Genomic DNA, 14,917 nt, shown 5'->3' with positions numbered 1-14,917 from the left:
ACGGGTTCCGTCTTTTCGCGTGATACAATTGAATGTATGACCAAATTCAATAACTCAAAATCGGCCGTGGTTCTGGGCAAAGCGTCTCATGCTCATGACAGAGGCTTTTTTGCCTATTCGCGGAATTCGGCGATTCTTTCGGAGAGCGTATACATGCCTCCGTCATATTTTGTATATTGAAGACATCCGACTACGCTTGGGGAGTGAATCATTCCGATGAAAATATGGCGCCGCTTGCTACCGAACACTTTGAAGATCAGGCTTATCCTAGCTTACATTACCCTCCTGATGGTTCCTTTGTGCTTCGCTATTTTTTATTTGTTTCAGCATTTCGAATCCATTCGCCAGAAGGACATGATGGACCAAATGTCCGAGCGTATGCAGCAGGTTCATGTATCCTTGACGGATATGATGGCATTCGCCTATAAGGCGAACATCATGCTGAGTCAGGACGAGAGTCTGATTCAGATTATGGACGATCCGGAGAAGTATGATCCCTTTGACCGAAAGAAAGTGATCGAAAGCAAAATGTTTGGGATCAATAACAGCTTTTTCTTCCATCAGACGGAGCTGTATTTCCGGTTTATCGATCGTAAGGGCAATGTATACACGTCCTATGCTCCCAATGGCCAGTTGACCAATCGGTTGAAAGAATTGCAAGATTGGCAGAATGAGCTGCGAAGCGGGTCTCATCCCTATCGCTGGATGGCCGATGATTGGAATGATGTGAGCGGGAGCCAAGGGAGCAAGCTTCTGAGCCTGTACACCATTCTGGATGACCAGCTGCGGGGAAATTATGGACTGGCGCGCATCAGCATCAACATTCAAGAATGGTTCCGCAGCACGTTAAAGGATAGCCCGGCCAACAAGGATCTGACCATCTTTTCCGGCCAAGGAGAGATCGTTTTGCAAAGCAAGGAAACAGCTTTCAGCAGCGTTATGATGCAAAGGATCATGTCTGCCCAGGCGAAGGAAGGGCATTTCGAGGATGAACGCGCCTTGTCCCTTGTCAATTACAGCTATCTGGAGGAACTGGACTGGTATGTGGTCAGTCAAATGCCTTTAAGTGAGCTGCAGCAGGAGATTCAGCGGTTAAGGCTGATCGCTTTCCTTTTTCTGAGCATTCTGGTCATCGCCTTCGTGCTGGTGACCATCTTCCTGTCGGCCCGCATGACGGGGCCGCTGTATATCCTGGAACGGAGCATGGAGGAAGCCTCGGACAAGAAGCTGAATGTCAAAATTACCATCGGCAAGGGTGCAACGGACGAGGTGCGCTCCCTTGGCGAAAGCTTCAACCGAATGATAGATGATGTTGTCGTACTCATAAACAAGCTTAAGCTGGAGGAGCGGCAAAAGCAGGCGGTTCGATTCCAAATGCTGCTTTCCCAAATGAACCCGCATTTTCTGTTGAACACCTTGAACACGGTCAAATGGATGGCCAGAAAAGAAAAGCAGGAAGCGATCGCGGGCATCTGCACCTCTTTGGGGTCTATTCTGGAGGCAAGCTTGGGTTCAGATATTGAGCTGGTTAGCCTCAAAGAAGAAATCAAACTGTTGCGCTCCTACGAATCGATACAGTCATTTCGCTTCCGGGATCATTTCACCATCCATTATGAGATGGATGAATCGGTTCAATACGCTCTGGTTCCCAAGCTTAGCCTCCAGCCACTAGTGGAGAATGCCATCGTCCATGGCTTTGACGAGGCCAAAGGCTGCTGCGCCATTTGGGTCAGAGCCAAAGTGGAAGGAAGCGCACTTATTCTGGAGGTGGAAGACAACGGCGTCGGCATGGAAGAGGCTGCCCGCAGGCCAGTCCGGCGAATCGGACACGGCATCGGACTAAGCAACCTGAGAGAAAGGCTGCAGCTGCTTTTTAAGCGGGAAGGCTCCATAGAATTTATATCCAGCGCGGAAGGGACCGTGGTCCGGATCCAGCTGCCATTGTTGATTGCAACGCCTTATTCACAGGAAGGAGATGGTGGGCATGTGGACGGTTTTGCTAGTGGAAGATGAAGGTTTTGTCCGGGAGGCACTCAGAGAAACGGTAGATTGGGAACGCCACGGTTTTTGTGTTGCGGGTGAGGCGGGTAACGGAAGGGAGGCATTGGCGGCTATTCTGGAGCTTAAGCCTGATGTCGTGATTGCCGATATTGTCATGCCGGGCATGGACGGGATTGAACTGCTGAAGGAAACACGGAAGGCGGGAATCCGCAGCCGGTTTATAATGCTGACGGCCATGAGCCATTTTGATTACGTCCGGGACGCCCTTCAATATGGCGCCTTTAACTATCTGTTGAAGCTGTCTTTAAACGATGAGGTGCTGTTGGAAAATCTGGCGCGGATCAAGGGGGATTTGCTTGAAGAACTTCGAGGTGCTGGAGAGGTGCTGTATCCTCTTTATCACCGTGCTTGGTCGGGCATTCAGGGAACAGGCACAACAATACATGAGGATCCGGTTGGAACGGTTTCGGCAGCGGAGAAATTTCGCAGTCTGTGGCTTGATGTGATTGCCGTGCTGAGCGGAGCCGTACCTGCTGACGCCGATCAAGCGGGTATCCGAACGGAAGAGTATCTCTTGGTTCAATCCTTCTATGAAGGGGGACAGACAACCTTCTTTTGCTGGAGCTTTCAGATGAAGGCAGGCCATGCCCGCTGGAACAAGCCGAACCGTGCTGCCGGACTGGCTGCGGGCAGCAGTCTGGCTCGTTTATCTCAGGATTGGCGGCGGGCACTGAATCAGTTGAACGGCGCTTGGTACGGTCGTGAAGCAAGTCAGATGAAGGAACGACACAAGTTGCCGCCCATCGCGGAGTTGGAAGCCGAGCTGATCCGCTGCTTTGAAGAACGCAATGAAACCAAATGCGCCGAGGTGGCAACACATATATGGGATATTATGGAATATTCCTCGTTCTCCCATATGGAAGTGAAAATGCTGGCGTCCCATCTTCTTAGTATTCTGGCCATGCTGGCAGGACGCAAATTCGAGGATCATGAGGGAATCAACTCAGCCATAAGTCATGAATCGTTGCTGGCACATGTGCTGCAAACCATACGGGAGCATATCCGACATCTGAAAGAGGAACATATCAGCTTTACAGACCATCCCGAGGTGAACCGGGTGATTCAATATATGCTGGAGCATTACAAGGAAAATATCAGGGTTGCGGATTTAGCCAAGCTGGTAGCTATCAATGTGGACTATTTAAGCACTGTGTTTGGCAAAAAAACCGGATTGACGCCTATCGCTTATTTACAGAATATCCGGATCGAACAGGCGAAACGCTTGCTGCTGCATGCCAAGCTGAGTGTGGAGGAGATCGCCTTTCAAACGGGCTTTGCCGACGATGCTTATTTCATCAAGGTTTTCAAGCGCATGGTTGGACAAACGCCGAGTTCGTTCAGAAGGGAAAACAATATCTAAGTTTTGTACTATCAACCTACAAGTTTCAACTCTAAGAAGATAAGGTGCACATTGATATAGTTGGGAAGAATCAAACATTAGATTGCAGGGAGGTTACAGATAAGATGAGAAACAGAAAATGGATGAGAGCAGGGATGGCAGCGCTAATAGCTATACCCTTGGCGCTTACCGGCTGCGGTGCACAGGGTGGCAGCAACCAAGCAGAGGGAACGGCTTCCCCTTCCGCAGGCTCGAGCACGGCGCCTAGCACCGTGCCAAATAAGAATCCGATCAAGCTTACGATGTGGGGAGGCGTGCCGCCCGAGAATGGTCCTCAAGCTGTTGTAGACAACTGGAACAAGCTAAATCCGGATATTCAGGTGGAGTATGTGCGGTTCGTCAATGACGATGCCGGAAATCTAAAGCTGGATACGGCGCTCATTTCCAGCCAGCCCGTGGACATGTACATGAGCTATGATTTCAGCCTCTACGAGAAGCGGATCAAAGCAGGCAATGTTCTTGATCTGAGCAAGTTCACGGACTACAATGTGGACGACAAAATGGGCATAGGCGCCTCCTTGTGGAAGGTGGATGGTAAGTATTACGGTGTGCCCACCCAGAAAGGCTTGTCCTTTGTCTGGTTGAACAAGGATATGCTGGATGCCAAGGGTCTTAAGGTTCCCACGGACTGGAGTCTGGACGAATTCAGGGATTACGCTAACAAGTTGAAGGGAGACAAGGTATGGGGAGCGGCACAATCTGATTATTACTTCAATGTGCCCATCAATGGTTCCATGCTGAAAGGAAGTCTACTGCTGACGAAACCGGACGGCACCTCAGCCTTCGATAATCCGCTGACTGCCAAGGCGCTTCAAGTGTATTCGGACATGATGTTCAAGGATAAGAGCATCATGCCCCATACGGAGCAAATCACCTCGAAGCCGGCTCTGGACCAGATGTTTGTGAAGGGGGAAACGGCGATGCTCTTCTCCACTAACCAGATTTTCAGGACTACTAATAATGTCAAGGATTATCCCCGCACGTTCAAGGTGGCTGCAGCGCCGGCTCCGAAGATTAACAAGGATCAGACCGACTACCTTAACGCAGGCGGATTGGGCGATGTGCTCTCCATTAATCCCCGTACCAAGAATCCGGAAGCAGCCTGGAAATTTATCAAGTGGTATTCGGATAGTGGAATGCTGCCAATGGCGGCAGGCGGAAGAGTGCCATCATCCAAGGACTTCCCCGTTGATGAGGCTATCGCCCTGATGTTCAAAGGCGTGGAGAATACCTATGACATTGATTCCATTAAGCGAGTTATGTTCGGCAGCCTTCCGCTCGGATTAAGCCGTTTGGACAAGAAAACGGGAATCGAACAGCAGGTCGTCTATGACAAGGTTTTCACTCAGAAGCTGACTCCAGAAGAAGGTGCGAAGGAACTGGCGCGTGTGCATAACGAGAACTTGCAAGCGGCCAAAAAATAGGAGACGGGAAAGCCAAAGGAGAGGCAGGAATAAACGTGCCGGTCTTCTCCTTTGGCATAAACCCATATTAGAGAGAAAGGTGGTGGCCGATCGTGAACTGGATGAAAAGGCAGAGGTTGCTTGGCTATGTTTTCATCGCCCCTAATCTTATCGGAATGATGATTTTCATGCTGATTCCAGCCCTGTTTTCCTTTTATTTGATGTTTACAGATTGGGTATTCGCTAGCGGAGAATCCCCGCATTTTATCGGATTGGACAATTTCAAGATGATGGTGAGAGACGATTTGTTTGCTGTATCGGTCAAAAACACGCTATTGGTGTTAATCCCTGTACCGATTTCGATTATTCTGGGTTTTCTGATCGCAGTCATGTTAAACAATCGCGTCTATCTCCAGAAGACGCTGCGGGCCTTCTTCTTCGCCCCCTATTTTACCAGCGGCATCGCTATTGCATTCGTCTGGATGGTGCTGTTCCAACCTGCAAACGGTCCCATTAATGCCTTCTTAAGATCCGTCGGCATAGCGGAGCCTCCCAAATGGTTCGCTTCTCCTGATACAGCGATGTATGCGGTGCTTATTATGATGATCGCAGGCGGCATCGGCTACAACATGATCATTTATTTGGCTGCCCTGCAGGAAATATCCCCGGAGCAGCTGGAAGCCGCCAAGATAGATGGAGCGACGTTCGGGCAATTGCTGCGTCTTATTATTTTACCATTGGTCAGCCCGACGACGCTTTTCCTGATGATTACCGGTTGTATCGGCTCCATCAAGGGCTTTGGCATGATCTATGCCATTACCCAGGGGGGGCCCGCAAACAGTACGACGGTATTCTCCATTTTCGCCTACAAGAAAGCATTCAACTTCTATGAAATGGGCTATGCGTCGGCCGTTTCGTGGAGCATGTTTCTGCTTATCTTAGGCATTTCGCTTATTCAGTGGGCAGGTCAGAAAAAATGGGTCCATTACTAGGGAAGGGGGAAAGACGCAACATGAATGCAAGAAGTACCAGAATAATCAAGGGGCGGCTGGGCAAAGGCTTGAATACGATCATCATGGCACTTTTCAGCCTGCTTTTGCTTTTGCCAATGATCTGGATGATCAGCACCTCGTTTAAGAAACCAAAGGACGTCTTCACCTACCCTATTCAGTGGATTCCGTTTGACCCGGTGTTGATCAATCACATCAAGGTCTGGACCACTGGAGACGGATTTCTCCTCTTTTATCTAAACTCTCTGAAGATATCGGTGTTTCTGATGATTGGAGCGCCGCTGCTCGCCGCATTGGCCGCATATGGGTTCAGCCGTATTGAGTTCAAGGGCAGGAATGCGATTTTTCTGCTGTATCTATGTCTGATGATGATTCCGCAGCAAGTGCTGTTTGTCCCTAAATTCATCATGTTTGAGTGGATGCATATTTACAATACCCATTGGGCGCTGATTCTCCCGGGCTTGTTTACGGTATTCGGCGTATTTATGATCCGGCAATTTTTCATGAGCATTCCGCATGAAATATCCGAGGCCGCCTTCATTGACGGGGCAGGGCATTTCCGGATTTTCATTCAATTGTTCCTGCCACTCTCCAAACCTGTGCTAGCCACCTTCGCGATCATTGATTTTACATGGACGTGGAACGATTATGAGAATGCGCTGATTTTCCTGCTGGACAAGAAGCTTTACACGGTTCCGCTTGGCATGCAGAACTTCATGCTGGAAGCCGGCGTAGACTACAACTTGATGATGGCTGCCGCCACAGCAGGTGTCGTGCCTCTGCTCATCGTATTTTTTCTAGGTCAGAAGTATATTATTCAAGGCTTCTCAAGCTCGGCAGTCAAAGGATGATAAGATAGGGCAATCAATAACAGGAGGTAGTTTATGGTGAAAAAGGTATGCCTGTGTTTTTTATGTGCCGTTCTTGTGCTATCTACTGTCCAATTTGCATGGTGGAAATCCGCTGCGGCCTTTGCATCGGCTGATACCAGCAGGATGATCCCCGTTTGGTACATGAGCTTTGCCGGGTTGCCGGATGTGGAATATGGCTTGGATTCCAATGTATTCCATCAAGGAAGCCATTCGCTGAAGATTGCTTATCATTCGGACAAAGCTTCCAATGTGTACATGAATATATCCCAGACTGGAAGTGTAAAACCTAATACCCGGTATGATTTGAGCATGTGGGTCAAGGGCAGCAATATGAAAGGGGTAAGCTTCGGAGCCAACTGGGAACCCCGTACCAGTGTTGGATCGGGTTCCTTTGACTGGAAGAAGGTTACCGCAAGCTATACCACCAAATCTAATGAAACAACGTTGGCCTTCCGGATCTTGATCGAGGATAAGTCGGAAGCCGTTTGGCTGGATGAATTGACCCTGAAGGAGACCAATACAGAGCATAACCTGCTTCGCAACGGAGGCTTTGACAGTATACAGGAGAATATTCCCCTGAATGGCTTTGAAAATCTGTCCGCTTGGACCACCGCAGGCACCGGCGGAACCACCGTTGTCGAATCCGTATATGATCTCCATACGGAAGGGGAAAAGGCCGCCAAGCTCACCTTTGCCAAAACCTCAAGCCAGACAGATCAAATGTCATATGTCTGGAGCATTGCGCCGGAGCTTAATTTGAGCCAGGCATCAACGGTTACGATGGACGTCTATCCCCTCTCTCAAACCACCTCCGGCAATGAACCGTTATACCTGAAAGTGAAGGATGTCTCTGGAACTGTCTCAGAGGTGCAGCTGCCCAAACTTCTGGCTAACCGGTGGAATGGGGTGAAGCTGGACTTCGCCAATTCTGCTGTACGGAACCGAATTGCCGAGATATCGCTGCATACGAAAACAGGACCAAGCGCTACAGGCTGGGATAATCGGACCTCGGTCAGCTATGTGGTGGATCAGCTGAATGCTGTTATCCTTAAGCAAGTGCAGCCGGTAACAAGCTCGCCTGAACCAGGGGGAATATTGCCAGGGTCATTGGTTGCCTTGTCTACAGCAACGGAAGGCGCCACGATCAGGTACACCACCGACGGCAGCGATCCCGTCACCTCTGGAACGAAGCAGACGTACACCACCCCTTTCCCTGTTGCGTCTGGTGTAACGGTGAAGGCATATGGTCAGAAGGACGGATACGAAGCCAGCGCCGTTGCCGTGCTGCCGTATACGTTGGGGACAGGGGCAGCCGGAGAAACCCTGGAGTACTGGGATACTTTCAAAGCGAAACTGGGCGGCGGCACCCATGTTCCCGTTTTTTGGGCGGAGGGGCTTGTGATGGATGGCAGCTTGGAGGACTGGGAGAAGTATACCGGTATTTCGCTGCCAACGGCAGGCACCACTCAGAACCAGATATCGGGCTGGGCGGGTGCGGAGGATCTGTCCATGAACGCCAGATTTGCTTATAACGACGATTATTTTTATATTTCTGCCAAGGTTAGGGACAATGTGCACTACTCCATCGCTGGTGCCGATATGTGGATGGGCGACAGTGTTCAGATTGCATTCAGCCAGGACGGCGTTTATGGAGCCGAGTACGGATTCAATCTGCTGAACGGAGAGACTCAGGTGTGGCGCTGGAAAGACGGCAGCGCTAATATCGGCAAGGAAGCTGTAACCGCCAAGGCTGTCGTGAACGGCAATGATACGTTTTATGAGGCCAAAATTCCTTGGGAAGCAATTTTCGCATCCAAACCCGCCGAAGGGCCGATTTCCTTCTCGATGCTGGTCAATGACAATGACGGCGAAGGAAGAAGGGGGTGGCTGGAATGGACGAGCGGCATCGGCAGGGTGAAGGACGGCAAGCAGCTTGCCAGCCTCTATCGGGTGCCGGCGCAGGATCCGTGGAGCTTCTGGCTGGAGATCCCCCGGACGGCCGAAACAGAAAAAGAAATCGCTTACAATTTGAATTTGGTTAATTACAGCAATGAAGCCAAGACAATCTCTCTTCGTTCGGAGCTTTTGGGGCTGGATAGTGAAGTAACAGTGCCAGCGGGAATGGTTCTGACTAAGGAGGGACATTGCGTCATCGCTGATAAAGGAAGTTACAGAACCATTGTTTCAGCAGCGGAGCAGACGACTGGTATATCTAGACAATTCCCTGCGTCAATTGATGTGGAGATCGGTGCCGGGCAGTTGAACAATGGTTTGGATGCCATATCCGCCAAGCTGCCTGCCCTGGAGGGTATGCTTTTGCAGGCGGAGGAGCAAGGTCTGTCGACTGATTATGAACGCATCAATTATACAACGATCAAGGATTTCATCGCATATGGCAAGGAGGATGTTGGGCAGGGTGCTCTGACAAGGGCTTATTATGTAATGGAAACTTTGGATTCGTTGTACGATGAGGCCATGACTAATCTGCTTGGTTATCTGAACGGCACGTTGACGCCCAAAGCGGCGCCTCGCTATGTGACGGGGGAACTGGAGCGGACCGAATACGGCTTTAGGGGTCTGACCCGGGTGAGAAGTACGGGAGCGGAGGAAGTTCGTCCAGTTTTTTTAAACGGATACGGCCATTTCAATCAGGTGCGCAAGGATATTGCGAAGTTTCAGGATTTCGGAACCAATGTGATCCAGATTGAAATCGGACCTCACAGGGTGATTACCGAGAAGGAAGGGTACATTCCGCAATACAGCTCTGGTGGAAGCGCCTTCGGATCGGTAGAAGTGGACAAAGCCGTGCATCACAGCGGCGGGCAGTCTTTAAAGATTGTCAATACGTCCCCCAAGCAGCCTAATATGTACAAGTATGTTTCACAGGTCATGATTGTAAAGCCAAATACAACCTATCAGATCAGAGCTTGGGTGAAGGGAGGGAATGTGAGAAACGCCTGGTTCCCGGGTAACGCCGGCTGGAATTTGCGCCAAGCGCTGCCAACGGGCACCTATGACTGGCAGGAGGTCAGTTATACCTATAAAACGGGATCGGCGGAAACTGCTTTTTCCCTTGTCTTCCTGTCGGAGAATGAGCAGATTCTTTGGCTGGATGATCTGAGCATGACCGAACTGGGCGGAAATGAGAATCTGGTCCAGAATGCCGGCTTTGAGGAAACGATGAATTGGGATACGACGGACCCCGCAAAGGATTATTTTGGGGCCACAGATTACCTGAAGGCCAATGTTGTGGAAGTGCTGAAAAATGCGGAAGCGAATAACATCGCCGTGAATTTGCTCCTCTCTCCCCACTATTTCCCGGATTGGATACTGAAAAAAAACCCGGGACTCAAGAGCAACAACGCGGGGAACATCAAATTCGTGATTGGTCAACCGAAAGCCAAAGAAGTCATCGAGGATTATTTGCGGACCGTGATCCCTTTGGTTAAGGATTATAAGTCCTTGTTGACGGTTACGATAACCAACGAGCCGGTATACCAAACCAATCGCGACTCTTATTATTTGCCTGCGTGGCATGACTACCTGAAGGAGTTATACGGAGATGATCTGGTTGAGCTGAATCAGGTATATGGAAAGTCTTATACCTCTTTTGAACAGATCCAGATGCCTTCAGCCATTGCAGCCACGCCAATTGTATACGATTGGGTAACCTTTAATAACAAGGTTTTCTCCGACTGGCATCAGTGGATGGCGGACATTATTCATGAGATGGCTCCGGACCTGCCTGTACAGTCCAAGACGATGGCAAAGCTGCAGGAGAGCCTGAATTGGGGCGTAGACTATGAGCAGTTCTCGTCTTTCAGCCAAATTAATGGCAATGATGCCTACAATGTCATCGGAGACGGACCTGACGGATTTATCAAAGAGCTCAGCTTCTATGACATGCAGCGTTCCTTCCATCCGGCGCCTATTTTCAACTCGGAGCATCATTTCATAAAAGATGGGGATGACCAGTATATTCCCGAGCAGGCCAAGCGAGTAAGGGCCATTCTGTGGCAAGGCGCCGTTCATGGCAAAAGCGCTTCCACAAACTGGGTATGGGAACGGACCTATGATGCTACCAGCGATTTCATGGGCAGTCTTCTCCACCGGCCTGATGTGGTGGCGGATATAGGCAGAACCAATCATGATCTCAACCGGCTAGCGGAGGAGGTGACGGCGCTGCAGGATGTGAAGTCCCAAGTCGCCATTCTATATTCCTTGGCCTCCGGCATCTACAACAATGCCAGCGAGGATACGCTGCGAAAAAGCTATGCAGCTCTAGCGTACAGCGGACAACGAATCAGCTTTGTCAGTGAGAAGCAGGCGGCTCAAGGTGGATTGGACGGCTACAAGCTCTTGATTGTGCCGGCTGCTGCGCATGTAAACGCGAGTACCCTTGCCGCTGTGAAGGCATTCAGTGAGGCAGGCGGCAAGGTGGTGCTGATCGGCGAAGAATCTCTTTCCCGCAATGAGCATGATCAACCTCTGTCTGATGGGCTGCATGATGCCGTCGTGAGCCGGGCGATCATCATGCCGTCCGAATATGGCGCGGGCAAGCTGGTATCGCCGAGCGTCGAGGAAATCCGGACAGCGGTGCTTCCGGTGCTGGAGCAGATGAATACGCTTCCTGTTCGTGTGACGGATGCCGCTACTGGTTCCCTGGTAACCGATGTGGGCTGGCAGACGGCCGTGCATAAGGGTCGGTTGCTTCTGAATCTGGTCAACTATAGTTTGGAAGCAAAGCGCGTCTCCGTGCTGCGGGAAGAACGTCCCGCGGGCATCTCCAAAGAGCTGATTGCCGATGTTTCATTAAATGCCTCCGATCTGGAGCTGGCGCCTTTTACACCGATCTTGTTGGATCTGGGCTCATCTGCCTCGGTTAATAAAAGTGTGCTGAGCGGAAGTCCGGATCGGGTTCTGGCAGACGGCATCAGTATGGCAACAATCAAGCTGGAGCTTAAAGACAAGGATGGAAACGCCGTTACCACGGCGGCCTCTATTCAGCTTGCAGCTTCTCTTGGACAGTTAAGTCCTATTGTGGAGGAGAACGGAGTGTATACGGCAACCCTTACTTCAACCGAAGCGGGTACAGCCATTGTTGAGGCCAGCGTGGATGGCGTACAATTGCCTCGAACAGTTCAGTTTGTGTTTTACAAGCAAAGCCAGCAAAGCTCATCTTCCAATGTGCCTACCGTAAGCAGTGTTACCAGAGGCAAGCTGACTCTCGCGGCTGGAGAGGCAGGGGATGTGGGATTGGGCGAGGAGGTGCGCCTGCACATTCCTGCCGGAAGTTTAAACACATCCGTACGAATTGCCATTGAGAAGCTGTATGATATCAAAGGGCTGACAGTCCGTGCGCCAGGTACATTCTTAAGCCCTGTCTATGAAATTACAAAGGATGTGGAAGGTCCGATTGCCCAAGCCGTGACCTTGACACTGCAGTTTAAGCCCGAAGAGATTAAAGACGGCCAAAAGGCTTCTATCTTCTATTACAACGAAAAAGTACAGGAATGGGTGGAAATCGGCGGTACAGTAATCGGGAACGCTATCACCGTCCAAATAGATCATTTTACGAAGTTTGCCGTGTTTGCCATGGCCAGCAAGCCGGACCTCCAAGGCACTACCAATAATCCCGCTGATCTCCCATGGGATATTGAAGGCCACTGGGCGGAGTCCGGCATCTGGGAGGCTTTCGCCCAAGGATGGGTCAACGGATATGAGGACCAAGCCTTCAGACCGGATGAGCCGGTGACCAGGGAGGAGTTTCTGGTATTTCTGGTGCGGGCCATGAAGCCTTCGGCAAGCGGCGGTAATCTTGATTTTGCGGATTCCGGCGCCATCAGCACCTGGGCGAAGCAAGCCGTGGCCGATGCCGTATATGCGGGATGGCTGGAAGGTTACGAGGATAGCACCATTCGTCCCCAGACGTTCATCTCACGTGCTGAAATGACGGTGCTGCTTATGCGCACCGCCGGCCAAGCAGCGAGTCAAAGCCCGCAGCTAGCCAAGGGATTCTCGGATCATGCTGATATCCCGCAATGGGCCGCCGGGTATGTATATGAAGCAACCCGGAAGGGCGTTATAGAGGGGGATGGAGAACAGTTCCATCCAGCCGAACAAACAACACGGGCAGAAACGGTTACTGCCATTCTAAGGCTGATTTCCCTTAAGCGTACAGCCGACACGGGAAGTAAGCTTACCCGGTAATAAGAAGAAGGAGCAAAAGAATTCCGGTTGTCATCTGCCTCAGCAGACAGCCGGAGTTTTTTTGTTTGCTTCTATTTTTTGAAATTTGTTTCCCTACATCTTAAAATCAACGCTGTAACAACCTAAATCACGCCATTCCACTCTGATGCGCTACTGATTATGATACGGGTATGGGTTTAATATGGCTAAATGAGGTGGCATCATGCAACGAGTGTCCAAGCATAACAGGAAGGAACAATTGGCGGGTTATTTGTTTATTTTGCCGAATTTTCTCGGTGTTTTTTTCTTCGTCATTCTACCGCTGCTTTTCAGTTTTATGCTGATTTTTGCAGATTGGGATTACTTAAAAGGCTTTGCTGGGCTGAGTTTTGCTGGGCTAGGAAATCTTGAGAAATTAGTGAATGACGTGTATTTATGGCACGCACTGCGGAACAATTTGATTCTAACAGGCGTAACGGTGCCCAGTGCTATGGCGATTGGTTTGGTTGTAGCTGATCTGCTTAATCGACATGTCTATGCCAAAGGTTTATTACGAACTTTGTTTTTCCTGCCTTATGTCAGCAGTTTGGTTGCCGTTTCTGTGGTATGGAGCGTGCTTTACAATGCCCAAGATGGCCCAATCAACGCGTTTCTTAGATCGCTGGGGATTGACAATCCTCCCGGGTGGTTAGGGAGTACGGCGTGGGCTTTGCCGGCTATCATCATTATGGTCGTGTGGACTTACATTGGATATACGATGGTGCTGTATATGGCGGGGCTGCAAGGAATCCCCAAAGATTTATATGAAGCGGCTTCGATTGACGGAGCCACAGGGATAAGGCAGTTTTTCAATATCACGGTTCCCATGCTGAAGCCAACGACCTTTTTAATTGCGATTACACTGATTATTTCCACCTTCCAGGTCTTTGCTGTTGTGAATGTGATGACACAAGGCGGACCGGTCAATTCGACCATGGTTATCGCGTATCATATTTATCTCACTGCCTTCCAGAATTACAAAATGGGTTATGCGGCAGCGATGTCCTGGGTTTTATTCATCATCATTTTCTCGATTACTTTGGTTCAGTGGCGCAGTCAGAAGAAGTGGCAGCAGCATTTTTAATGGAGGAGTGGGTTTGTTGTGGTTTCTTTGCGAAAATTAAGCGTTACCCTCGTCATGTTGGTTTTGGGTGTCACAGTTTTGATTCCGTTCATCTGGATGATTTCTTCATCCTTCAAAATCCAAGCTGATTTATTCAAGTACCCGATCCATTGGATTCCTCAGAATCCGATTCTCTCGAACTACGAAGAGGTTTGGGGCGGCAAATATAAGTTTGCTTTGTTTTACTGGAACTCGGCCAAAATCACCTTCTTTACGGTTGTCGGCTCCATCATCACCAGCTCACTGGCTGGGTTCGCATTCGCCAAACTGAATTTCAAGGGAAGAGACTTTATCTTCCTTATGTACTTGGCTACTATGATCATCCCTGCTCAGGTGCTGCTTGTTCCTAGGTTTATCCTGTTCGATCGCGTTGGCTTGGTGAACACCCACTGGGCCGTCATTTTGCCTGGGATTTTTACAGTATTCGGAACGTTCCTGATGAGACAATTTTTCAGTACGATCCCAAGTGAGCTTCTTGAAGCTGCAAAAGTGGATGGAGCAGGATTCTTCCGGATCTATTGGCAAATTTGCTTGCCATTAACGAAGCCTGCCATCGTAACACTTCTCATCCTGACCTTTACATGGCATTGGAACGAATATGAGAATCCGTTGATCTTCCTGCGTTCGAGTGAATTGTTCACACTACCGATTGGCCTTTCCAGCTTTGTAGATGAATACGGTGCGAATTATTCGTTGATTATGGCTGCTTCCGTTTCGGCGCTGCTTCCTCTTATCATCGTCGTAGCCATCTTCCAAAGATTTTTTGTTGAAGGCATTGCCAGCAGCGGCCTGAAGGGCTAAACCTAATTTTATTAGAGGAG

At 49.9% G+C, this 14,917-nt stretch carries 8 protein-coding genes; all 8 read left to right on the top strand.

What is annotated here, in order from left to right:
- Nucleotides 1-216: 216 nt before the first annotated feature.
- The gene (locus tag HQN90_RS27415; RefSeq protein ID WP_173224683.1) at nt 217-2,013 is read left to right on the top strand and encodes a cache domain-containing sensor histidine kinase; all 1,797 of its coding nucleotides are present in this window, start codon (nt 217-219) and stop codon (nt 2,011-2,013) included.
- A complete protein-coding gene (locus HQN90_RS27410) occupies nt 1,985-3,421 on the top strand; it encodes a helix-turn-helix domain-containing protein (RefSeq protein WP_173224680.1) in 1,437 nt (478 codons plus the stop codon). The genes HQN90_RS27415 and HQN90_RS27410 overlap by 29 nt, the downstream gene beginning before the upstream one ends.
- Before the next feature lie 104 nt (nt 3,422-3,525).
- A complete protein-coding gene (locus HQN90_RS27405) occupies nt 3,526-4,884 on the top strand; it encodes an ABC transporter substrate-binding protein (RefSeq protein ID WP_173224677.1) in 1,359 nt (452 codons plus the stop codon).
- Nucleotides 4,885-4,985: 101 nt separating this feature from the next.
- Entirely contained in the window at nt 4,986-5,855 is an 870-nt protein-coding gene (locus HQN90_RS27400) for a carbohydrate ABC transporter permease (protein ID WP_173224803.1), read from the top strand.
- Nucleotides 5,856-5,875: 20 nt separating this feature from the next.
- Nucleotides 5,876-6,724, top strand: a complete 849-nt coding sequence (locus HQN90_RS27395) for a carbohydrate ABC transporter permease (RefSeq protein ID WP_173224674.1) — start codon at nt 5,876-5,878, stop codon at nt 6,722-6,724.
- 33 nt (nt 6,725-6,757) lie between these two features.
- Nucleotides 6,758-12,955, top strand: coding sequence for an S-layer homology domain-containing protein (locus tag HQN90_RS27390; protein WP_173224670.1), 6,198 nt, complete (start codon nt 6,758-6,760; stop codon nt 12,953-12,955).
- Between the two features lie 202 nt (nt 12,956-13,157).
- Nucleotides 13,158-14,057, top strand: coding sequence for a carbohydrate ABC transporter permease (locus HQN90_RS27385; protein WP_216855485.1), 900 nt, complete (start codon nt 13,158-13,160; stop codon nt 14,055-14,057).
- An 18-nt stretch (nt 14,058-14,075) separates the two neighbouring features.
- Nucleotides 14,076-14,897: a carbohydrate ABC transporter permease gene (locus HQN90_RS27380; protein ID WP_338042393.1), complete on the top strand. Its 822-nt coding sequence runs from the start codon at nt 14,076-14,078 to the stop codon at nt 14,895-14,897.
- The last annotated feature ends 20 nt before the right edge of the window (nt 14,898-14,917 follow it).

Origin of the sequence: Paenibacillus alba (assembly GCF_013204855.1) — a bacterium.
GTDB lineage: Bacteria > Bacillota > Bacilli > Paenibacillales > NBRC-103111 > Paenibacillus_E > Paenibacillus_E alba.
The sequence above is the reverse complement of the archived record's forward strand: the minus strand, read 5'-3'. Positions and strand labels throughout refer to the sequence as shown.